The 21,973-nt window shown below is 69.4% G+C and carries 19 protein-coding genes and 1 pseudogene; 11 read left to right on the plus strand and 9 right to left on the minus strand.

Going from position 1 to position 21,973, the window contains the following annotated elements; translation table 11 throughout:
- The first annotated feature begins 26 nt into the window (after nt 1-26).
- The 4 genes from sigM to trxA all read left to right on the plus strand — a co-directional run bounded on the left by sigM (nt 27) and on the right by trxA (nt 3,133).
- Nucleotides 27-731, plus strand: coding sequence for an RNA polymerase sigma factor SigM (sigM, locus tag LUW75_RS12350; RefSeq protein ID WP_250335654.1), 705 nt, complete (start codon nt 27-29; stop codon nt 729-731).
- Nucleotides 728-1,642 (plus strand): hypothetical protein, encoded by a 915-nt coding sequence (locus tag LUW75_RS12355; protein WP_250335655.1) that lies wholly within the window; start codon nt 728-730, stop codon nt 1,640-1,642. The genes sigM and LUW75_RS12355 overlap by 4 nt, the downstream gene beginning before the upstream one ends.
- 124 nt (nt 1,643-1,766) lie before the next feature.
- Nucleotides 1,767-2,741, plus strand: a complete 975-nt coding sequence (gene trxB, locus LUW75_RS12360) for a thioredoxin-disulfide reductase (protein WP_250335656.1) — start codon at nt 1,767-1,769, stop codon at nt 2,739-2,741.
- A 47-nt stretch (nt 2,742-2,788) separates the two neighbouring features.
- Nucleotides 2,789-3,133, plus strand: a complete 345-nt coding sequence (gene trxA, locus LUW75_RS12365) for a thioredoxin (RefSeq protein WP_250335657.1) — start codon at nt 2,789-2,791, stop codon at nt 3,131-3,133.
- A gap of 85 nt (nt 3,134-3,218) precedes the next feature.
- Here trxA and LUW75_RS12370 read toward each other — a convergent pair whose 3' ends face one another.
- From LUW75_RS12370 to rpmH, 9 genes are all read right to left on the minus strand, one after another.
- Entirely contained in the window at nt 3,219-3,836 is a 618-nt protein-coding gene (locus LUW75_RS12370; RefSeq protein WP_250335658.1) for a GNAT family N-acetyltransferase, read from the minus strand.
- A gap of 173 nt (nt 3,837-4,009) precedes the next feature.
- Nucleotides 4,010-5,110, minus strand: coding sequence for a ParB/RepB/Spo0J family partition protein (locus tag LUW75_RS12375; protein WP_250335659.1), 1,101 nt, complete (start codon nt 5,108-5,110; stop codon nt 4,010-4,012).
- A complete protein-coding gene (locus LUW75_RS12380; protein ID WP_250335660.1) occupies nt 5,107-6,192 on the minus strand; it encodes a ParA family protein in 1,086 nt (361 codons plus the stop codon). Before LUW75_RS12380 ends, LUW75_RS12375 begins: the two co-directional genes overlap by 4 nt.
- A 234-nt stretch (nt 6,193-6,426) precedes the next feature.
- A complete protein-coding gene (gene rsmG, locus LUW75_RS12385; protein ID WP_250335661.1) occupies nt 6,427-7,161 on the minus strand; it encodes a 16S rRNA (guanine(527)-N(7))-methyltransferase RsmG in 735 nt (244 codons plus the stop codon).
- 71 nt (nt 7,162-7,232) lie between these two features.
- Nucleotides 7,233-7,739, minus strand: coding sequence for a Jag family protein (locus LUW75_RS12390; protein WP_250335662.1), 507 nt, complete (start codon nt 7,737-7,739; stop codon nt 7,233-7,235).
- Nucleotides 7,740-7,753: 14 nt separating this feature from the next.
- Nucleotides 7,754-8,974 (minus strand): membrane protein insertase YidC, encoded by a 1,221-nt coding sequence (yidC, locus tag LUW75_RS12395; RefSeq protein WP_250335663.1) that lies wholly within the window; start codon nt 8,972-8,974, stop codon nt 7,754-7,756.
- A 3-nt stretch (nt 8,975-8,977) separates the two neighbouring features.
- On the minus strand, nt 8,978-9,304 hold the full coding sequence (yidD, locus tag LUW75_RS12400; RefSeq protein ID WP_250335664.1) for a membrane protein insertion efficiency factor YidD: 327 nt from the start codon (nt 9,302-9,304) through the stop codon (nt 8,978-8,980).
- Complete coding sequence (gene rnpA, locus LUW75_RS12405; RefSeq protein ID WP_250335665.1) at nt 9,301-9,672, minus strand: ribonuclease P protein component; 372 nt, start codon at nt 9,670-9,672, stop codon at nt 9,301-9,303. Before rnpA ends, yidD begins: the two co-directional genes overlap by 4 nt.
- An 18-nt stretch (nt 9,673-9,690) precedes the next feature.
- Nucleotides 9,691-9,828 (minus strand): 50S ribosomal protein L34, encoded by a 138-nt coding sequence (rpmH, locus tag LUW75_RS12410; RefSeq protein ID WP_006141295.1) that lies wholly within the window; start codon nt 9,826-9,828, stop codon nt 9,691-9,693.
- Between the two features lie 361 nt (nt 9,829-10,189).
- Here rpmH and dnaA point away from each other — a divergent pair, with 361 nt between their 5' ends.
- From dnaA to gyrA, 7 genes and pseudogenes are all read left to right on the plus strand, one after another.
- On the plus strand, nt 10,190-12,067 hold the full coding sequence (gene dnaA, locus LUW75_RS12415; protein ID WP_284453830.1) for a chromosomal replication initiator protein DnaA: 1,878 nt from the start codon (nt 10,190-10,192) through the stop codon (nt 12,065-12,067).
- Between the two features lie 873 nt (nt 12,068-12,940).
- A complete protein-coding gene (dnaN, locus tag LUW75_RS12420) occupies nt 12,941-14,071 on the plus strand; it encodes a DNA polymerase III subunit beta (protein ID WP_189534448.1) in 1,131 nt (376 codons plus the stop codon).
- A gap of 92 nt (nt 14,072-14,163) precedes the next feature.
- Nucleotides 14,164-15,038: pseudogene (gnd, locus tag LUW75_RS12425) on the plus strand (phosphogluconate dehydrogenase (NAD(+)-dependent, decarboxylating)).
- Between the two features lie 31 nt (nt 15,039-15,069).
- Nucleotides 15,070-16,200, plus strand: coding sequence for a DNA replication/repair protein RecF (gene recF, locus LUW75_RS12430; RefSeq protein ID WP_250335666.1), 1,131 nt, complete (start codon nt 15,070-15,072; stop codon nt 16,198-16,200).
- On the plus strand, nt 16,197-16,754 hold the full coding sequence (locus LUW75_RS12435; protein WP_250335667.1) for a DciA family protein: 558 nt from the start codon (nt 16,197-16,199) through the stop codon (nt 16,752-16,754). The genes recF and LUW75_RS12435 overlap by 4 nt, the downstream gene beginning before the upstream one ends.
- Nucleotides 16,755-17,138: 384 nt before the next feature.
- On the plus strand, nt 17,139-19,271 hold the full coding sequence (gene gyrB, locus LUW75_RS12440) for a DNA topoisomerase (ATP-hydrolyzing) subunit B (protein WP_250335668.1): 2,133 nt from the start codon (nt 17,139-17,141) through the stop codon (nt 19,269-19,271).
- Nucleotides 19,272-19,312: 41 nt separating this feature from the next.
- Nucleotides 19,313-21,970, plus strand: coding sequence for a DNA gyrase subunit A (gene gyrA, locus LUW75_RS12445; RefSeq protein WP_250335669.1), 2,658 nt, complete (start codon nt 19,313-19,315; stop codon nt 21,968-21,970).
- Nucleotides 21,971-21,973 lie beyond the last annotated feature (3 nt).

Consider the following 21,973-nt stretch of genomic DNA (forward strand, 5'->3'; position numbering starts at 1 on the left):
GCTCGAGCAACCGGAGAGAAGGGCGCATGGGAGCGGGAACAGAGCAGGAGCCCGGCGACGCGGACCTGCTCGCCCGGCACGTCGCGGGCGACCCCGACGCCTTCGGTGAGCTGGTGCGACGCCATCGCGATCGGCTCTGGGCAGTGGCCCTGCGCACGCTCGGCGACCGCGAGGAGGCCGCCGACGCCGTCCAGGACGCCCTCGTCTCGGCGTTCCGGGCTGCTCACACCTTCCGTGGCCAGTCCGCCGTCACCACGTGGTTGCACCGCATCACGGTCAACGCCTGCCTGGACCGGGCACGCAAGACCGCTTCGCGTCGGACGACGTCCGTGGACGACGCGGAACGGTTGGAGCGACTCCTGGAGCCCCACGAGTCGGCCGAGGCCCCTGCCGAGCGGCAGGACCTACACCGCCAGCTCCTGGCCGCCTTGGCGAAGCTTCCGGCCGACCAGCGCGCCGCCCTGGTTCTCGTCGACATGCAGGGCTACGCGGTGGCCGAGGCTGCCCGGATACTCGAAGTGCCGGTGGGAACGGTGAAGAGCCGCTGCGCCCGGGGCCGCGCCCGCCTCGTCCCGATGCTCATCCATCTACGCGGCGGCCCCGTGGATAACACCGGTATCGCCGGGGGAAGGAACCGGACGCCGGGGACATCCGTCCCACCGGCGTCGGGACCCAAGGATCCAGGACCAAATGGCCCTGCTGCTGTGAAGGGCGGAGGTGGACGCGCGTGACATCCACGGCCGACACGACTCGGCACCCGGACGTCTCGGAGATCTCCGATCTCACGGAGGGGATCCTCCCGCCGTCCCGTACGGCGTACGTACGCCGCCATCTGGACCGCTGCGGCCTCTGCGCCGACGTGCACAGCTCCCTGGAGGAGATCCGCGGCCTCCTCGGCACACTGCCCGGCCCGGCCCGTATGCCGGTCGACGTGGCGGAACGGATCGAGGCCGCGCTGGCCGCCGAGGCGCTCCTCGACGCCAGCGCTCCGGACGACGTCACGTCCGTTCCACGTGAAACCACGCACGGAACCGCTGAAACGGACACGGGTCGGCTCAGGGCGGCGGAGCGCGCCGTGTCCGCACCGGCCGGCCGGCCCTCCGGCTCCACCGGGCCCGGCCGCCCTCCGGTCCGGCGGCGCCGCCACGTGGTTGTGAGCGCCGTCTGCGGCTTGGCGGCGGTCGGCCTGGGTGCCTTGTTCGCCCAGACGGTGGACACGGACAGCGAAGCTCCCAGCACCCTCCGCGCCGGAAGCGCTACGGCCTCCGACGACACCCGGTTCTCCGGAAGCGTGCTCACGGACAGGGTGCGGGCCCTCCTCGCCGTTCCCGAGCAGGACCGTACCGCCATGTCCCCGCGCCTCCAGCCGGGGTCCGAGTCCCCCGAAGTCGTCAGCCCTCTGATCGACAAGGCGAGCCCTCAGCTTCCCGGCTGTGTACAGCAGGGGATCGACCGGAGTGAACAGCCACTCGCCGCGGAACGCGGCGAGTACCAGGGACGGCCCGCCTATCTCGTGGTGTTCCCGCACGCCCGGGACGAAAACCGGATCGACGTCTACGTCGTGGACGCCTTCTGCACGACGGCGAAGAACGCATCCGACGCTGCGGACATCTTCCTCAAGCAGTCCCACCCCCGCCCCTGACCAACGCGCCCGAAGCCGTACGGTTCCACGGGAATGCGCGGCCCGTAGGATCCGTTGGGCGGGATGAGAGTCTTGATCCGGTCCCGTAAGCAGTAGGTAGCCTGCAGAGACGAGGAAGAAACCCGTGAGCGACGTCCGAAACGTGATCATCATCGGCTCCGGACCCGCCGGTTACACGGCAGCGCTCTACACCGCGCGAGCGTCACTGAAGCCGTTGGTGTTCGAAGGTGCCGTCACCTCCGGCGGCGCCTTGATGAACACGACCGACGTGGAGAACTTCCCCGGGTTTCGTGACGGCATCATGGGCCCCGAGCTCATGGACAACATGCGGGCCCAGGCAGAGCGCTTCGGCGCGGAGCTTGTTCCCGACGACGTCGTCGGCGTCGACCTCACCGGTGACGTCAAGACCGTGACGGACACCGCCGGAACGGTGCATCGCGCCAAGGCGGTCATCGTGGCCACCGGTTCCCAGCACCGCAAGCTCGGTCTGCCGAACGAGGACGCTCTTTCCGGCCGTGGCGTGTCGTGGTGCGCCACCTGCGACGGGTTCTTCTTCAAGGGCCACGACATCGCCGTCGTCGGCGGTGGTGACACGGCGATGGAGGAGGCGACCTTCCTTTCCCGCTTCGCGAAGTCGGTCACGGTGGTGCACCGCCGGGACACCCTGCGGGCCTCCAAGACGATGCAGGAGCGCGCCTTCGCCGACCCGAAGATCACGTTCGCCTGGGACAGCGAGGTCGCCGGCATCCACGGCGACCAGAAGCTCAGCGGTCTCACCCTGCGCAACACCAAGTCGGGCGAGACCTCGGAGCTGCCGGTGACGGGCCTGTTCATCGCCGTCGGCCACGACCCGCGCACAGAGCTGTTCAAGGGGCAGCTGGAACTGGACGACGAGGGTTATCTGAAGGTGGACGCGCCGTCCACACGCACCAACGTGAGGGGTGTCTTCGCCGCCGGTGACGTCGTCGACCACACCTACCGCCAGGCGATCACGGCCGCCGGCACCGGCTGCTCCGCCGCCCTGGACGCCGAGCGCTTCCTGGCCGCCCTCTCCGGCGCAGAGAAGCCGACCGCGCCGGAGAAGACCCCCGTGGTCTGAGTCCTCGATTCCCCACTCCCATCCCCCGCACAACGAAGGAGGCCGCCGTGGCCGACCTCAAGGAAGTGACCGACGCCTCGTTCGAGGAGATCGTCCTCCAGAGCAAGAAGCCCGTACTGGTGGATTTCTGGGCCGCCTGGTGCGGCCCGTGCCGTCAGATCGCTCCCTCCCTCCAGGCGATCGCCGATGAGTACGGCGACCAGATCGAGGTCGTCAAGCTGAACATCGACGAGAATCCGGCTACTGCCGCGAAGTACGGCGTCATGTCGATCCCTACCCTGAACGTCTACCAGGGAGGCGAGGTGGCCAAGACGATCGTCGGTGCCAAACCGAAGGCCGCGATCGTCCGCGACCTGGCCGACTTCATCAGCGACGAGGCCGCCAAGGCGTGAGCCCGACCCGCTTTCGCGCGGAACGCTGTTTCACGTGAAACGCCGACGGCCCGTTCCGAAGGGACGGGCCGTCGGCGCGGGGCGATCAGAGCGGGCGCAGCGCCGGTTCCTTCTGGACGGCGCCGAGTAGACGGTCCAGGGCCAATTCCACGTCTTCCTTCCACGACAGGGTGCTGCGCAGTTCGAGCCGCAATCGCGGATAGACCGGATGGGAGCGCACGGTCTTGAAACCGACGGACAGCAGGTGGTCGGCGGGCAGGACACAGGCCGGCTCTTTCCAGCGGGCGTCCCCGAACGCCTCGATGGCCCTGAACCCGCGCCGCAGCAGGTCCTTCGCCACCGTCTGCACCAGTACCCTTCCCAGCCCCTGCCCCTGATAGCCCGGGGTGATCCACGCGGTCATCAACTGCACGGCATCGGGGGACACCGGACTGGTCGGAAAGGCCGTGGAACGCGGCACATAGGCGGGCGGCGCGTACAACACGTATCCCACCGGAACCTCATCCACATAGACGACGCGGCCACAAGAGCCCCAGTCGAGGAGGACGGCGGAGATCCACGCCTCCTTTTCGAGTTCCGGCGTTCCCGCTTTGACGGCGGCTTCCCCGCTGACGGGGTCGAGTTCCCAGAAGACGCAGGTACGACAGCGCTCGGGCAGATCCGGAAGGTTGTCCAGTGTGAGCGGTACCAGCCGACGCCCCATGAAGGTTGTCCCTCACTTCCTTCGCCTGCCGTCCCGTGGACAGCGAATGCGCATATCCGAACGCATCGTATCGATCGGGTGATGACTCGCATACGGGAAGACGCCTAAGGGCGGACCTCGCCCGGGGGAATCCCGGAGCAAGCCCGCCCCCTGTTCCTGACCTACGACGCAGGTCAGCTCCGGTTGTCCGCACCCGGATCTTCGGAGGCCCCCTTGTCGAGAACCCGCCCCTCACCGGGGGCGAGGGTGCCGAGGATGCGGTTCAGATCCTCCATCGAGGCGAACTCGACGACGATCTTGCCCTTCTTCTGGCCGAGATCCACCTTCACCCGGGTCTCAAAACGGTCCGAGAGACGTGTGGCGAGTTCGCTCAGCGCCGGAGAGACCCGGGTGCCGGCCCGAGGTCCCTTCGCCTTGGCGTTCCTGCGCGGCTCGGAGGCCATCAGCGTGACGATCTCTTCGACCGACCGGACCGAAAGCCCCTCGGCGACGATGCGGTGCGCCAACTCCTCCTGCTCCTTCGGGTCCTCCAGGGAGAGAAGGGCCCGTGCATGACCGGCGGACAGCACTCCGGCGGCGACCCGGTTCTGGACAGGAGGGGGAAGGCGGAGCAACCGCAGTGTATTGGAGACCTGGGGACGGGACCGCCCGATGCGGTCCGCCAGCTGGTCGTGCGTGCAGTTGAAGTCCTTCAGCAGCTGGTCATAGGCGGCAGCCTCCTCCAGCGGGTTGAGCTGCGCCCGGTGCAGGTTCTCCAGCAGTGCGTCCAGCAGCAGCTTCTCGTCCTCGGTCTCACGGACGATTGCCGCGACGCGCTCCAGCCCGGCCTCACGGCAGGCCCGCCAGCGGCGCTCGCCCATGACGAGTTCGTACCGCTCCGGGGCGACCTGGCGGACGACGACGGGCTGGAGGAGACCCACCTCCTTGATGGAGGTCACCAGTTCGGCGAGGGCGTCCTCGTCGAAGACCTGCCGGGGTTGGCACGGGTTGGGTGCGATGAAGTCCACCGGCAGTTCGGCAAAGTGGACGCCGGCAGGCGTCCCCGCCACGGGGTCACCCTCCGGCCGCTCCCGTACTGCCGCACCGCTCTCGGTGGACGCCGAATGGGGCAGAGTCGTCACCTTGGCGGCGGCGATGCCCCGCTCGGCACCCAGCGCCGGGATGGCCGCAGGCGATGTGGACGCCGTTCCGACCGTAGCGGTCTGCCTCTCCTGCGGAGCGGCGGGAATCAGTGCGCCGAGCCCGCGTCCCAGTCCCCTACGTCGCTCACTCACTGGATCCCCTCCGACATGCTGTGCTGACTGTGCTGATACTGGTGACCGCCTGTGTGGGCGTGCTGAGCGTCATACCGGATGCCCACCCCCCGGAAGGCGATCTCACGGGCGGCTTCCAGATAGGAGAGCGCCCCGCTGGAGCCCGGGTCGTACGTGAGTACCGTCTGCCCGTAGCTCGGGGCCTCCGAGATGCGGACTGATCGCGGAATGCTGGTGCGCAGCACGTCATCACCGAAGTGGTTGCGCACCTCCTCTGCGACCTGTGAGGCGAGTCTGGTCCGGCCGTCGTACATGGTGAGCAGGATCGTCGAGACGTGGAGGCCCGGGTTGAGATGGGCCCGCACCAGGTCGACGTTGCGCAGAAGCTGCCCCAGGCCTTCCAGCGCGTAGTACTCGCACTGGATGGGGATCAGCACCTCCGCGCCGGCCACCATGGCGTTGACCGTCAGAAGGCCGAGGGAGGGCGGGCAGTCGATGAGGATGTAGTCCAGCGGCTGCTCATACGTCTGGATTGCCCGCTGGAGTCGGCTCTCTCGCGCCACCAGTGACACCAGTTCGATTTCTGCGCCGGCGAGATCGATGGTGGCAGGGGCGCAAAAGAGACCTTCGACGTCCTTGACCGGCTGCACCACGTCGGAGAGCGGCTTACCGTCCACAAGGACGTCATAGATCGAGGGCACCTCCGCATGATGGTCGATCCCCAGTGCCGTGGACGCGTTGCCCTGGGGGTCAAGGTCGACCACGAGGACGCGTGCCCCGTGTAGGGCGAGGGAAGCGGCGAGATTGACCGTTGTGGTGGTCTTCCCCACGCCGCCCTTCTGGTTGGCGACGACCATGACGCGGGTCTGGTCTGGCCGGGGAAGGCCTTGACCGGCGCGCCCCAGGGCCTGCACGGCCAGGGGAGCGGCGGAACCCGTGGAGGCGTCATCCAGCGGCGGGTGCGTTTCACGTGAAACGTCGTCCCGGGGCGATTCGGTGCGGGGGCCGGGGACCGGGTCGGTCATCGGCCCCGCGATGTTGGCGTCGGACCGCAAGGATTCACTCTCCTCGGCTTCGGACTCGCGATGAACAGAGCCTGCCATGGCTCCCGGGTCGTGAACCAGCGAGGCCCCGGGTTCTGTGGAGGAGCCCACTCTTGTGGACAACTCCATCGCCCCGTCGAGGGGCCTGCGGAGTCGTGGCGTGGCGACCATACGACCGCGACTGAAGATTCCCGGCAACAGTGAGCGAGGTTTCACGTGAAACACGATGCACGCCCCGCAGAGTGGGGGCGTTACGACACTCTGAAACAGGTCATATGAGGACTAAAGCGCCACTCAACGGCGGCGGCGTGAAGTCCTCGCGGCCTTTGCCCGCTTGGCGGCGAACCGGACACCACCGGGGCTTTCTCCGACCTCCACACGGACCACGGTGGACATCGGGTCGACGACGCCCCCTCCAACCTGCAGCACAGAGGTACGGACGACACCCAGCTTGCTGAGAGCGGCCCGCGAGTTCTGAACTTCCTCCTCCGCTGTATCCCCCTTCAGGGCGAGCATCTCACCGTAGGGACGCAGCAAGGGCACGCCCCAGCCCGCCAGCCGGTCCAGCGGGGCGACGGCGCGGGCTGTGACCACATGAACCGGGGGGAGCTTGCCCAGCACCTCCTCGGCACGGGCGCGCACGACGGTCACATGGTCCAGTCCCAGGAGCTCCACCACTTCCTGGAGGAAGTTCGTCCGCCGGAGCAGGGGCTCCAGGAGGGTGATCTTCAGATCGGGGCGTACGAGTGCGAGCGGGATACCGGGCAGACCGGCCCCGGAACCCACATCGCAGACGGTGACGCCTTCAGGCACCACCTCGGAGAGCACTGCGCAGTTCAGCAGGTGCCTTTCCCACAACCGCGGCACCTCACGGGGGCCGATGAGACCGCGCTTCACCCCTGCCTCCGCGAGCAACTCCGCGTATCGAACCGCTTCCGGGAAGAACTCGCCGAACACCGTGTGCGCCTCCTGGGGCGCAGGGGGAAGTTCCTCTGCCTCGGACACGGGAACCGTCCTTCCGTACCGCACTGGGTGGCTGACTATCGGGCTGACAGAGATCGGCCCCGCCTGCGAACAGACGGGGCCGACACTACGGGGGATCAGGCAGGGAGCACGACGACGAAGCGCTGCGGCTCCTCGCCCTCGGACTCGCTGCTCAGACCGGCGGCGGCGACCGCGTCGTGGACGACCTTGCGCTCGAAGGGGGTCATCGGCTTCAGCCTCACAGGCTCGCCGGTGTTCCTGGCCTCGTCCGCGGCCTTGGCACCCAGTTCGGTCAGTTCGGCGCGCTTCTTGGCCCGGAAGCCGGCGATGTCCAGCATGAGCCGGCTACGATCACCGGTCTCACGATGCACCGCGAGGCGCGTGAGCTCCTGCAGCGCCTCCAGCACCTCACCGTCGCGGCCTACGAGCTTCTGCAGGTCGTGGCCCGTGTCGCTGATGATCGAGACCGCGGCGCGGTCCCCCTCGACGTCCATGTCGATGTCACCGTCGAGGTCGGCGATGTCGAGCAGGCCCTCGAGGTAGTCGGCCGCGATCTCACCCTCCTGCTCCAGGCGGGTCAGGGTGTCGTCACCCTGGGAGGCGAGCGTGGTGCCTTCCGTCACGGATGGACTCCTTCTTACTTCTTCGACGACGGGTGCTTGGGCCGCTGCTGGCCCTTGCGCTGTCCGGACTTGGCTTGACGTGCGGAGGCGGTCTTCCCCGGCTGTTCGGACTTCGCCTCGCCCGTCTTCTCCAGGGAGGGCTTGGCGGTGCCCGGCTGCACGGTGGCGGCCTGGCGCTTCGCCTTCGTCTGGCGCTTGGGCTGCTGGCGGCGCACCGCCGCGGCCTCCGCCTCGACCTCGGCCGGGTCGGCCCTCCGCACCGTGCCGTCCGCCTGGGCGGTGAAGCCGGCCTTGGTGAGGCTGCCGATGAAACGGCGCTCGTTGTCGTTGCGGTCCGGCCCCTTGGCGACGATGGCCTGGATGACGTTGCGCTTGCGGCGGCCGCGCACTTCGCCGTGGTGGCTGATGCTCTTGAGGAGTCGCTGCAGGTAGTGGTCCTGGGCTTTGCTGCCCGGCGTCGGGTTCTGGTTGATCACGTACATCTGCTGGCCCATGGTCCACACGTTGGTGGTCAGCCAGTAGACGAGGACGCCGACGGGGAAGTTGACGCCCATCACGGCGAAGATGAGCGGGAAGATGTACATCAGCATCTTCTGCTGCTGCATGTACGGAGTCTTCACCGTCAGGTCGACGTTCTTCTGCATCAGCTGGCGCTGGGTGAAGAACTGCGACGCCGACATCAGCACGATCATGATCGCGGTGACGACGCGGACATCGGTCAGCGAGGCGTTGAGCGCCCCGACCGTGCCGGGGTCGTCCGTGAACTTCGCGGCGATCGGCGCACCGAAGATGTGGGCCTCACGCGCGCTGTCGACCAGCTGCTGGTTGAGGCTGCCGATCGTGTCGCCCGAGGCGATCTTGCTGAGCACGTGGTAGAGCGCGAAGAAGAACGGCGACTGCAGGAGGATGGGGAGGCACGAGGAGAGCGGGTTGGTACCCGTCTCCTTGTAGAGCTTCATCATCTCTTCCGACTGGCGCTGCCGGTCGTTCTTGTAGCGCTCCTGGATGGCTTTCATCTTCGGCTGGAGCGCCTGCATGTTCCGCATCGACTTGATCTGCTTCACGAAGAGCGGGATCAGGCAGATACGGATGAGGATCACCAGGGACACGATGGACAGACCCCAGGCCCACCCCGTGTCAGGCCCGAAGATCGCCCCGTACAGCTTGTGGAACTGGACGATGATCCACGAGACAGGTCCGGTGATGAAACTGAACAGATTTCCAATCGTGTCCACTAATCAGGCTCCTTGAGCGTTGGGCGAGGTCTCTGCGGCCGGGCTCGCCCCGTCGGAGCGCCCACCCCTGTCGCCGCGCAGCCGTGCGCGCAGCAGTTCGTGCCAGCGGGGGCGCCTGCGCGGCGGCACGTGGTCCACTCCGCCGGGCGACCAGGGATTGCAGCGCAGGATGCGCCAAGCGGTGAGGGCCGTGCCCTTGACGGCGCCGTGCCGGTCGATCGCGGTGTATCCGTAGTGGGAACACGACGGGTAGTACCTGCAGACGGGGCCCAGGAGGGGGCTGATCGTCCACTGGTAGAACTTGATCAGGGCCAGCAGCGGGTACTTCATCGCGTGCCCCCTCCCAGGAGCCGCTGGAAGGCGGCGTCCAGGTCTCGGGCCAGCTGTGCGTGGTCGGCGTCACCCGCGCCGGGCAGCGCCCGTACCACCACCAGGCTACCGGGGGGCAGCAGGACGAGGCGCTCTCGCACCAGGTGCCGCAGCCTGCGCTTCACCTGGTTGCGGACGACCGCCCCGCCGACGGCCTTGCTGACGACGAAACCCGCACGCGTCGGGGGAGCACTCTCCCCCGACGCGTGCGGGTCCGTTGCACCGCTGCGTAGGTGGACGACGAGGCTCGGGCGGCCTGCCCGACGCCCTCGCCGTACAGCGATCGCGAAGTCCTCGCGCCGCCTCAGCCGATTCTCGGAAGGCAGCACGTCATGACCTGACCGCGATCAGGCGGACAGGCGGGTGCGACCCTTGCTGCGGCGGGACGCGAGAATCGCGCGGCCAGCACGCGTACGCATGCGCAGGCGGAAGCCGTGGGTCTTGGCGCGACGACGGTTGTTCGGCTGGAAGGTGCGCTTGCTCACTCGGGGGCTCCAGAAATGATTCGTGGGGTGGCGGGGTATCGCTTGGCTGTCACCGTGCGCCCACGAGTAGCTCGCAATACGCCCGAGTGCACCGCTGAACGGTCACGCGATGTGACCTTTGCCCATCGGAGGCAGGCGGCAGCAGCCATCGACAACTCGACCTGGTTACGGTACGCGCGGCTACGCCATCCGGTCAAACCAGCGGCCCGACGGCGCACACTATGCACAGGCTGTGGACAACAACTTGAACCACGCGAGCCGCCGCGACTACCGTGACGGGACCCGCATTCCTTTCCTGCCTGTCCTTCCCATCCCGTCCCGAGAAGCACACATTCGCGGGACCTGCGAGAGAGCGTGCCCCGTGGCTGACGTACCTGCCGATCTTGCCGCAGTGTGGCCACGAGTGCTGGAGCAGCTCCTCGGCGAGGGGCAGCAGGGCATCGAGCCGAAGGACAAGCAGTGGGTCGAGCGCTGCCAGCCCCTCGCGCTGGTGGCCGACACCGCCCTCCTCGCCGTCCCCAACGAGTGGGGCAAGCGCGTTCTGGAGGGCCGCCTGGCGCCGCTGATCAGCGACACGCTCAGCCGTGAGTGCGGTCGGCCGATCCGGATCGCCATCACCGTCGACGACTCCGCGGGCGACCAGTCCCCGCCGTCGGCCCCCCGGAGCGGCACCAACCGGAGCGCCCGCGTTACGAGGACGGCGGGCAGGGCTACGACGAGCGCGGCCAGGGAGATCCGTACGACGTGTACGGGCGGTCCGGAGCGGACGACGGGCTGCCGTCCGTGCGCCCCGCCTACCCCGACTACCAGCAGCAGCGCCCGGAGCCCGGAGCGTGGCCGCACGTCCGGGAGGACCTGCCCTGGCAGCAGCCGCGTCCGGTCGGCTTCCAGGACCGCGATCCGTACGCGACGGTCCGCCCGCAGCAGCCGCACCACGACTACGGCGCCCCGCAGGGCCCCGAGCACGGGGGATACGACTCCTCCCGCACGGAGCGAGGGGAGCAACCCGACCCACGGGACCGGAGCCGGCCGGGCGGGCCCGCGGCCTCCGGAGGCCCGGGGGTCCGGGGCGGGGCCGGGGGCCGCGGCGTGCCGGGGCCCGGACCGGTCGGCGGCCACGGACCCGGGGCGGGCCCGGGGCCGGTGGGCGGCGTGGGGGGGGCCGGGCCGGAGCGGTTCCGGCGGCACGGGCGGGCCCGGGGAGCAGCACGCCCGGCTGAACCCGAAGTACCTGTTCGACACGTTCGTCATCGGTTCGTCCAACCGCTTCGCCCACGCGGCGGCGGTCGCGGTCGCCGAGGCGCCGGCCAAGGCGTACAACCCCCTCTTCATCTACGGGGAGTCGGGCCTCGGCAAGACGCACCTGCTGCACGCGATCGGGCACTACGCGCGCAGCCTCTACCCGGGGACGCGGGTGCGGTACGTGAGCTCGGAGGAGTTCACCAACGAGTTCATCAACTCCATCCGCGACGGCAAGGGCGACACGTTCCGCAAGCGCTACCGGGACGTGGACATCCTGCTCGTGGACGACATCCAGTTCCTGGCGAGCAAGGAGTCGACGCAGGAGGAGTTCTTCCACACCTTCAACACGCTCCACAACGCCAACAAGCAGATCGTGCTCTCCTCCGACCGGCCGCCCAAGCAGCTGATGACGCTGGAGGACCGGCTGCGCAACCGCTTCGAGTGGGGCCTCACCACGGACGTCCAACCGCCGGAACTGGAGACGCGCATCGCGATCCTCCGGAAGAAGGCGGTGCAGGAGCAGCTCAACGCCCCCCCGGAGGTGCTGGAGTTCATCGCGTCTCGGATCTCGCGGAACATCCGGGAGCTGGAGGGCGCGCTGATCAGGGTGACGGCGTTCGCGAGCCTCAACCGCCAGCCGGTGGACCTGGTGCTCACCGAGAGCGTGCTGAAGGACCTGATCCCGGGCGGCGAGGACACGGCGCCGGAGATCACCGCGGGCGCCATCATGGCGGCGACGGCCGACTACTTCGGGCTGACGGTCGAGGACCTGTGCGGCTCGTCGCGCAGCAGGGTCCTGGTGACGGCGCGGCAGATCGCGATGTACCTGTGCCGGGAGCTGACCGACCTGTCACTGCCGAAGATCGGTGCGCAGTTCGGCGGGCGGGACCACACCACGGTCATGCACGCGGACCGGAAGATCCGTGCGCTGATGGCGGAGCGGCGCTCCATCTACAACCAGGTGACCGAGCTGACGAACCGCATCAAGAACGGCTGACGGCGCGCGGAGGGGCGTCCCGGGGAGGGCTCCGGGGCGCCCTCCGTCGTTCCCGGACACCGTGCGGACCGATCCCGCGGAGGCGGTGCGCACGGAGGTCCTGTTCGAATAGCTGTGGCGGTCACACCTTCCTCCACAAGTTCGGGGACTTTTACTCATCCACAGGGTGGGGACTGAGAAGTTATCCGAAACTTGTCCACAGCCTGGGTGAAGACGAGACGATCCTCGCAGTTCAGACCCCTGTGGACTTGTGATCAACTACAATCCACAAGCTGTGGAAAAACATCCTGTCCACAGACGCCGATCACTGTTGTCCACCGGCGTCCCACAGGCACCGGTCTGCGGTCCACAGCTTCTCCACACAGCCGTCCACTGTTCGGCAACGAAACACCCCTGCTCACCACGACGAGTGAAAGCGGTCACACCAACGAGCCGGATTGGGCTGTGGGGAACCTGGGTAAAACTGGGGACGCCGCTGGGGAGAAGTCGGCCCTGCCTGTGCATCGGGTGTGCAGAACTTCGCGGTGTCCACAGCGGACCCTGGTTGTCCACGGCTGTCGCCCACAGGGACGGTGGACAAAATTTCCGCTGTGACCTGCGTGGACAGGGTTATCCACGGTTTCCACAGGCCCTACTACTACTCCCACTCAGAGTTAGCTGGGATTCCGTCTGGAAGCAGGGCCTGTGCACAACTCGACGCCGGCGCCCCGACTGCGGCTCGCCGCGACTTGACCCCCGAGCCGCACCGGCTGTCGGCGGCGTACGTCAGACTGGTCCCCGGCATCCCCGAAGCGGCCGCTGCGGCGGTGGACGGACGGATGCCGGACGAGGAAGGCCAGCAGGGCGAGCCAGTAGCAGCAGGAGGCGGCTTACGTGAAGATCCGGGTGGAGCGCGATGTACTCGCGGAGGCGGTGGCCTGGGTGGCCCGCAGCCTCCCGGCCCGTCCGCCCGCGCCCGTGCTCGCGGGCCTTCTGCTGAAGGCCGAGGACGGCGCGCTGAGCTTCTCCAGCTTCGACTACGAGGTCTCCGCACGGGTCTCGGTCGAGGCCGAGGTCGAGGAGGACGGCACGGTCCTGGTGTCCGGGCGGCTGCTCGCCGACATCTGCCGCGCCCTCCCCAACCGGCCGGTGGAGATTTCCACGGACGGTGTACGGGCGACGGTGGTCTGCGGGTCGTCCCGCTTCACCCTCCACACACTGCCTGTGGAGGAGTACCCGGCGCTGCCGCAGATGCCGACCGCCACCGGCACGGTGCCCGGCGAGGTCTTCGCCTCCGCCGCCGCGCAGGTCGCCATCGCCGCGGGCCGTGACGATACCCTGCCCGTCCTGACGGGCGTGCGCATCGAGATCGAGGGCGACAGGGTCACGCTGGCCTCCACCGACCGCTACCGCTTCGCGGTCCGCGAGTTCCTGTGGAAGCCGGAGTCCCCGGACGCCTCGGCCGTCGCCCTGGTGCCCGCCAAGACCCTGCTGGACACGGCCAAGGCGCTGACCAGCGGTGACACGGTGACGCTGGCGCTGGCCGGCTCCGGTGCCGGCGAGGGGCTGATCGGTTTCGAGGGAGCCGGGCGCCGCACCACCACCCGGCTGCTCGAGGGTGACCTGCCGAAGTACCGGACGCTGTTCCCGACGGAGTTCAACTCGGTCGCGACGATCGAGACGGCCCCGTTCGTGGAGGCGGTGAAGCGCGTGGCGCTGGTCGCCGAGCGGAACACCCCGGTGCGGCTCAGCTTCGAGCAGGGCGTGCTCATCCTCGAGGCGGGCTCCAGCGACGACGCACAGGCTGTGGAGCGCGTCGACGCGCAGCTGGAGGGCGACGACATCTCGATCGCCTTCAACCCGACGTTCCTGCTCGACGGCCTGAGCGCCATCGACGCTCCGGTCGCCCAGCTGTCCTTCACCACCTCCACCAAGCCCGCCCTGCTGAGCGGCAAGCCGGCCGTGGACGCGGAGGCGGACGAGGCGTACAAGTACCTCATCATGCCGGTCCGGCTCAGCGGCTGACCGGGCGGGCCGACCCCACGGGTGTGCACCCGCGTCCGGGCGTAGTCTCGGACGCGGGTACGAACTCGCACACGACGCGTAAGGAAGATCTGATGGAGCTCGGTCTCATCGGCCTCGGCAAGATGGGCGGCAACATGCGCGAGCGCATCCGCCGCGCGGGCCACACCGTCGTCGGCTACGACCGCAACCCGGACCTCGCCGACGTCCACAGCCCGAGGAACTGGTGGACGGGCTGGAGGGCCCGCGCGTCGTGTGGATCATGGTGCCCGCCGGTGAGGCCACCCAGTCCACCGTCGACCGGCTGGCGGAGCTCCTCTCCCCCGGTGACGTCGTCGTCGACGGCGGGAACTCCCGCTGGACGGACGACGAGAAGCACGCGGAGGAGCTCGCCGCCAAGGGCATCGGCTTCGTCGACTGCGGCGTCTCCGGCGGCGTGTGGGGCCTGGAGAACGGCTACGCCCTGATGTACGGCGGCGACGCCGAGCACGTCGCGAAGGTCCAGCCGGTCTTCGACGCGCTGAAGCCGGAGGGCGAGTTCGGCTCCGTCCACGCGGGCAGGGTCGGTGCCGGCCACTTCGCGAAGATGGTCCACAACGGCATCGAGTACGCGATGATGCAGGCCTTCGCCGAGGGCTGGGAGCTGCTGGAGGCCGTGGACTCCGTCACGGACGTCCGCGAGGTCTTCCGCTCCTGGCAGGAGGGCACGGTCATCCGTTCCTGGCTGCTGGACCTGGCCGTCCGCGCCCTGGACGACGACGAGCACCTGGAGAAGCTGCGGGGCTACGCCGCGGACTCCGGCGAGGGCCGCTGGACGGTCGAGGCCGCCATCGACAACGCCGTCCCGCTGCCCGCGATCACCGCGTCGCTGTTCGCGCGGTTCGCGTCGCGCCAGGACGACTCGCCGCAGATGAAGATGATCGCCGCCCTGCGCAACCAGTTCGGCGGGCACGCGGTCGAGAGCAAGTAGCACGCACAGCCGGGAGAGGTCGGCGCACACCATGCACGTCACGCATCTGTCGCTGGCCGACTTCCGCTCGTACGCCCGGGCCGAGCTCCCGCTCGATCCGGGCGTCAGCGTGTTCGTGGGGGCCAACGGGCAGGGCAAGACGAACCTGGTCGAGGCGGTCGGCTACTTGGCGACACTCGGCAGCCACCGGGTGTCGTCCGACGCGCCCCTCGTCCGGATCGGCGCCGAGCGGGCCGTGATCCGGGCGGCCGTCCGGCAGGGCGAGCGGCAGCAGCTCGTCGAGCTGGAGCTCAACCCCGGGAAGGCCAACCGCGCCCGCGTCAACCGGTCCTCGCAGGTCAGACCGCGTGATGTGCTGGGGATCATACGCACCGTGCTGTTCGCGCCCGAGGACCTCGCCCTGGTGAAGGGCGACCCCGGCGAACGGCGGCGCTTCCTCGACGAGCTGATCACCGCCCGGTCGCCGCGCATGGCCGGCGTGCGGTCCGACTACGACCGGATCCTCAGGCAGCGCAACACCCTGCTGAAAACCGCCGCGATGGCCCGGCGGCACGGTGGCCGCTCCATGGACCTGTCCACCCTCGAGGTGTGGGACCAGCACCTCGCGCGGGCCGGCGCCGAACTGCTCGCACAGCGGCTCGACCTCGTCGCCGTGCTCCAGCCGCTCGCCGCCGAGGCGTACGAGCAGCTGGCCCCCGGCGGCGGTCCGGTCGCCCTGGAGTACCACGGTTCGGCGGTCGGCGACGCCTCCGGGCCGGCCGGCCGGGAGGAGCTGTACGAGCGGCTGCTCGCCGCGCTCGCCGGTGTGCGCAGGCAGGAGATCGAGCGCGGTGTCACCCTCGTCGGGCCGCACCGCGACGACCTCGGCCTGGTACTGGGGCGGATGCCGGCGAAGGGGTACGCCAGCCACGGCGAGTCCTGGTCGTACGCGCTGGCGCTGCGGCTGGCCTCGTACGACCTGCTGCGCGCGGAGGGCAACGAGCCCGTGCTCGTGCTGGACGACGTCTTCGCCGAGCTGGACGCGAGGCGGCGGGCGCGGCTGGCGGAGCTGGTCGCGCCCGGTGAGCAGGTGCTGGTGACGGCGGCGGTGGACGACGACGTGCCGGGGGTGCTGGCGGGGGCGCGGTACGCGGTGTCGGAAGGGGCGGTGGAGCGCGCATGAGCACACAGCCGCAGTCGCCGGCGGGCGCGGTGCGCGTCCCGGTCCCCGAGCCGTCCGGCGTGGACCTCGCGCGCGTGGCGCTGCGCGCGGCGAAGGAGCAGGCGAAGGCGCGGGGCGCCGCCGCCCGGCAGAAGAAGCAGGCGCGCCGCGGCGGCGGGCTGCGCTCCGGGGCGCGCGCCGACGGGCGCGACCCGCTGCCGCTGGGCGCGGCGATCAACCGGCTGATCACCGAGCGCGGCTGGGAGGCGCCCGCGGCGGTCGGCGGCGTCATGGGGCGGTGGCCGCAGATCGTGGGCGAGGACCTGGCGAAGCACTGCGTGCCGCTGCGGTACGACGAGGACCCCGACGAGCGCGTCCTCACCGTCCAGTGCGACTCCACGGCATGGGCGACACAGCTGCGGCTGCTCGCCCCGCGGCTGGTGGCCCGGCTCAACGAGGACCTGGGGCACGGGACGGTACGCCACATCCGCGTGCTCGGACCGGGCGGGCCGCGCCGCGGCTACGGCCCGCTGCGGGCGCCCGGGAGCACCGGGGCCGGCGACACCTACGGCTGACGGCCTCCCGCGGGGCGACGGCCGGCCCCTCGAACGGGGGAGCGCGGCCGGGACCGGACGCCCGGCCGCGCTCCCGCGCACGCGCCGGGGTGCCCGCCCGCCGGCCGGTGAGCGTCGGCACCGGCGCGACCTGCGGCGCGGGGGGTCGGCCGAGGGCCCCGGACGGCTGCGGAGGGAGAGGTTCCGGAGGTGGTCGCGGTGGTTGCGGGTGGTTGACGGGCCGAAGCGCTGAGTGGCCGTGTGAGCCCCTTGGAGCCCCGTACCAGATATGGGGAGTCGGTGGGCGCCGGTTCAGAGCGGCACATGCGGACCCAGGCACCGGCAAACCCCCATGACTGTCAGCGCTACCGGTAGACTGGTAGGTAATCCCGCCCACTGCGGAACATGTCGAACGACGCAGCCACTCCGGGGCCTCCCGGGCGGTGGTTCGCGCTGTGCCAGAAAGGGCGCTTCGTGGCCGATTCCGGCAACCCCAACGAGAGCATTCCGTCCACTCCTGCCGGCGAGAGCGGCGCGGTCCCGGCGTCGGGCTCCCCCGCGTACGACGCCAGCGCGATCACCGTCCTCGAGGGACTGGACGCGGTCCGCAAACGGCCCGGCATGTACATCGGCTCGACCGGTGAGCGTGGACTCCACCACATGGTTCAGGAGGTCGTCGACAACTCCGTCGACGAGGCCCTGGCCGGCCATGCGGACACCATCGACGTCACGATCCTGGAGAACGGCGGCGTCCGCGTCGTCGACAACGGCCGCGGCATCCCGGTGGGCATCGTCCCCTCCGAGGGCAAGCCCGCCGTCGAGGTCGTCCTGACCGTGCTGCACGCGGGAGGCAAGTTCGGCGGCGGCGGCTACGCGGTCTCCGGCGGCCTGCACGGCGTGGGCGTCTCCGTGGTCAACGCGCTGTCGACGCGGGTCGCCGTCGAGGTGAAGACCGACGGCCACCGCTGGACGCAGGACTACAAGCTGGGCGTCCCCACCGCGCCCCTGGCCAAGCACGAGGCCACCGAGGAGACCGGGACGTCGGTCACCTTCTGGGCGGACCCGGACGTCTTCGAGACCACCGACTACTCCTTCGAGACCCTCTCCCGCCGCTTCCAGGAGATGGCGTTCCTCAACAAGGGCCTGACGATCAGGCTCACCGACGAGCGCGAGTCGGCCAGGGCGACGATGAACGCCGACGACGCCGACGCCTCCGCCGAGGCGGTGGAGGAGCAGCCGGCGCGCACGGTGACGTACTACTACGAGGGCGGCATCGTCGACTTCGTCAAGTACCTCAACTCCCGCAAGGGCGAGCTGATCCACCCCACGGTCATCGCGGTCGAGGCCGAGGACAAGGAGCGGATGCTCTCGGTCGAGATCGCGATGCAGTGGAACTCGCAGTACACGGAGGGCGTGTACTCGTTCGCCAACACGATCCACACCCACGAGGGCGGTACGCACGAGGAGGGCTTCCGCGCGGCGCTGACCGGCCTCGTCAACCGCTACGCGCGCGACAGGAAGCTGCTGCGCGAGAAGGACGACAACCTCACCGGCGAGGACATCCGCGAGGGCCTGACCGCGATCATCTCGGTCAAGCTGGGCGAGCCGCAGTTCGAGGGCCAGACCAAGACCAAGCTGGGCAACACGGAGGCGAAGACCTTCGTGCAGAAGGTCGTCCACGAGCACCTGTCGGACTGGTTCGACCGGAACCCGAACGAGGCGGCGGACATCGTCCGCAAGGCCATCCAGGCCGCCACCGCGCGCGTGGCCGCCCGCAAGGCGCGGGACCTGACGCGCCGCAAGGGCCTGCTGGAGTCGGCGTCCCTGCCGGGCAAGCTGTCCGACTGCCAGTCGAACGACCCGACCAAGTGCGAGATCTTCATCGTCGAGGGCGACTCCGCCGGCGGCTCCGCCAAGTCCGGCCGCAACCCGATGTACCAGGCCATCCTGCCGATCCGCGGCAAGATCCTGAACGTCGAGAAGGCGCGGATCGACAAGATCCTGCAGAACACCGAGGTCCAGGCGCTGATCTCCGCCTTCGGCACCGGTGTCCACGAGGACTTCGACATCTCCAAGCTCCGCTACCACAAGATCATCCTGATGGCGGACGCCGACGTCGACGGCCAGCACATCAACACCCTGCTGCTGACGTTCCTCTTCCGCTTCATGCGGCCGCTGGTCGAGGCCGGCCACGTCTACCTCTCCCGCCCCCCGCTGTACAAGATCAAGTGGGGTCGGGACGACTTCGAGTACGCCTACTCGGACCGCGAGCGCGACGCGCTCGTCGAGCTCGGCAAGCAGAACGGCAAGCGCATCCGCGAGGACTCCATCCAGCGCTTCAAGGGCCTGGGCGAGATGAACGCCGAGGAACTGCGCATCACCACCATGGACCAGGACCACCGGGTGCTCGGCCAGGTCACGCTGGACGACGCGGCCCAGGCCGACGACCTGTTCTCGGTGCTGATGGGCGAGGACGTGGAGGCACGGCGCTCGTTCATCCAGCGCAACGCCAAGGACGTCCGCTTCCTCGACATCTGAGTCGGTCTCAGCTGACCGCACGAAAGGACTGAAGACCAGCAATGGCCGACGAGAACACCCCCGCCGTGACACCCGAAGAGGAGCCCGCCGTCCCCGGCGCGGGCCTCCGCGTCGAGCCCGTCGGGCTCGAGACCGAGATGCAGCGCTCGTACCTCGACTACGCGATGTCCGTCATCGTGTCGCGCGCGCTGCCCGACGTGCGGGACGGCCTCAAGCCCGTCCACCGGCGCGTCCTGTACGCCATGTACGACGGCGGCTACCGGCCCGAGAAGGGCTTCTACAAGTGCGCCCGCGTCGTCGGCGACGTCATGGGCACGTACCACCCGCACGGCGACACCTCCATCTACGACGCCCTGGTCCGCCTGGCCCAGCCGTGGTCGATGCGCATGCCGCTGGTCGACTCCAACGGCAACTTCGGCTCCCCCGGGAACGACCCGGCCGCCGCCATGCGCTACACCGAGTGCAAGATGGCGCCCCTGTCCATGGAGATGCTCCGGGACATCGACGAGGAGACCGTCGACTTCCAGGACAACTACGACGGCCGCAACCAGGAGCCGACGGTCCTCCCGTCGCGCTTCCCGAACCTGCTGGTCAACGGCTCCGCCGGCATCGCGGTCGGCATGGCCACCAACATCCCGCCGCACAACCTGCGCGAGGTCGCGGCCGGGGCCCAGTGGGCGCTGGAGCACCCCGAGGCCACCCACGAGGAGCTGCTGGACGCGCTGATCGAGCGCATCAAGGGCCCCGACTTCCCGACCGGCGCCCTCGTCGTCGGCCGCAAGGGCATCGAGGAGGCGTACCGCACCGGCCGCGGCTCCATCACGATGCGCGCGGTCGTCGAGGTCGAGGAGGTCCAGAACCGGCAGTGCCTGGTCGTCACCGAGCTGCCGTACCAGGTCAACCCGGACAACCTCGCGCAGAAGATCGCCGACCTGGTGAAGGACGGCAGGATCGGCGGCATCGCGGACGTCCGCGACGAGACCAGCTCCCGCACGGGCCAGCGCCTCGTCATCGTCCTCAAGCGCGACGCGGTCGCCAAGGTCGTCCTTAACAACCTCTACAAGCACACCGACCTCCAGACCAACTTCGGCGCGAACATGCTCGCGCTGGTCGACGGGGTGCCGCGCACGCTCTCGCTGGACGCGTTCATCCGCCACTGGGTGACCCACCAGATCGAGGTCGTCGTCCGCCGCACGCGCTTCCGCCTGCGCAAGGCCGAGGAGCGGGCCCACATCCTGCGCGGCCTGCTCAAGGCGCTGGACGCGATCGACGAGGTCATCGCCCTGATCCGGCGCAGCGACACGGTGGAGGTCGCGCGCGGGGGCCTGATGGGCCTGCTGGAGATCGACGAGGTCCAGGCCAACGCCATCCTGGAGATGCAGCTGCGCCGCCTGGCCGCCCTGGAGCGCCAGAAGATCGTCGCGGAGCACGACGAGCTCCAGGCGAAGATCGACGACTACAACTCCATCCTCGCCTCCGAGTCCCGCCAGCGGCGGATCGTCAGCGAGGAGCTGGCGCAGCTGGTGGAGAGGTTCGGCGACGACCGCCGCTCGCAGCTCGTGCCGTTCGACGGCGACATGTCCATCGAGGACCTGATCGCCGAGGAGGACATCGTCGTCACGATCACCCGCGGCGGCTACGTGAAGCGGACGAAGACCGACGACTACCGGTCGCAGAAGCGCGGCGGCAAGGGCGTGCGGGGCGCGAAGCTGAAGGAGGACGACATCGTCGACCACTTCTTCGTCTCCACCACGCACCACTGGCTGCTGTTCTTCACCAACAAGGGCCGCGTCTACCGCGCCAAGGCGTACGAGCTGCCCGACGCCGGCCGGGACGCCCGGGGCCAGCACGTCGCCAACCTGCTGGCCTTCCAGCCGGACGAGCGGATCGCCCAGATTCTCGCGATCCGCGACTACGAGGCGGCGCCCTATCTGGTCCTCGCGACCAAGGCGGGCCTGGTGAAGAAGACCCCGCTCAAGGACTACGACTCCCCGCGCTCGGGCGGCGTCATCGCCATCAACCTGCGCGAGCGGGACAACGGCGCCGAAGGCCTCGCCGACGAGCTGATCGGCGCGGAGCTGGCCTCCGCCGAGGACGACCTGCTGCTCATCAGCAGGAAGGCCCAGTCCATCCGCTTCACCGCGACGGACGAGGCGCTGCGCCCCATGGGCCGGGCCACCTCCGGCGTGAAGGGCATGAGTTTCCGCGAAGGCGACGAACTCCTCTCGATGAACGTCGTCCGTCCCGGTACGTTCGTCTTCACGGCCACGGACGGCGGTTACGCCAAGCGGACGCCCGTCGACGAGTACCGCGTCCAGGGTCGTGGCGGTCTCGGCATCAAGGCTGCGAAGATCGTGGAGGACCGCGGTTCGCTCGTCGGCGCGCTGGTGGTCGAGGAGGGTGACGAGATCCTCGCCATCACGCTGTCCGGCGGTGTGATCCGCACGCGCGTCAACGAAGTCAGGGAGACCGGCCGTGACACCATGGGCGTCCAGCTGATCAACCTGGGCAAGCGCGACGCCGTCGTGGGCATCGCGCGGAACGCCGAGGCCGGCGCCGAAGCCGAGGAGGTCGAGCAGACCGACGCGGCGGAGGGCGCGGGCACGGACGCGGAAGGGACCGAGGGCGCCGTCGGCACCGGCGCCGCGGTCGAGGCAGCCGGGGGCACGGAGTCCTCGGCCGGGGAGCACGAGGAGTAAAGC

The sequence above is a fragment of the Streptomyces sp. MRC013 genome (assembly GCF_023614235.1).
Lineage (GTDB): Bacteria > Actinomycetota > Actinomycetes > Streptomycetales > Streptomycetaceae > Streptomyces.

Excerpts from the sequence above, each read along its gene's own strand:
- sigM (WP_250335654.1), top strand. The coding sequence starts at position 27 with ATGGGAGCGGGAACAGAGCAGGAGCCCGGCGACGCGGACCTGCTCGCC.
- LUW75_RS12370 (WP_250335658.1), bottom strand. The coding sequence starts at position 3,836 with ATGGGGCGTCGGCTGGTACCGCTCACACTGGACAACCTTCCGGATCTG.
- LUW75_RS12380 (WP_250335660.1), bottom strand. The coding sequence starts at position 6,192 with ATGGCAGGCTCTGTTCATCGCGAGTCCGAAGCCGAGGAGAGTGAATCC.
- yidD (WP_250335664.1), bottom strand. The coding sequence starts at position 9,304 with ATGAAGTACCCGCTGCTGGCCCTGATCAAGTTCTACCAGTGGACGATC.
- recF (WP_250335666.1), top strand. The coding sequence starts at position 15,070 with ATGCACGTCACGCATCTGTCGCTGGCCGACTTCCGCTCGTACGCCCGG.
- LUW75_RS12435 (WP_250335667.1), top strand. The coding sequence starts at position 16,197 with ATGAGCACACAGCCGCAGTCGCCGGCGGGCGCGGTGCGCGTCCCGGTC.
- gyrB (WP_250335668.1), top strand. The coding sequence starts at position 17,139 with ATGTCGAACGACGCAGCCACTCCGGGGCCTCCCGGGCGGTGGTTCGCG.
- gyrA (WP_250335669.1), top strand. The coding sequence starts at position 19,313 with ATGGCCGACGAGAACACCCCCGCCGTGACACCCGAAGAGGAGCCCGCC.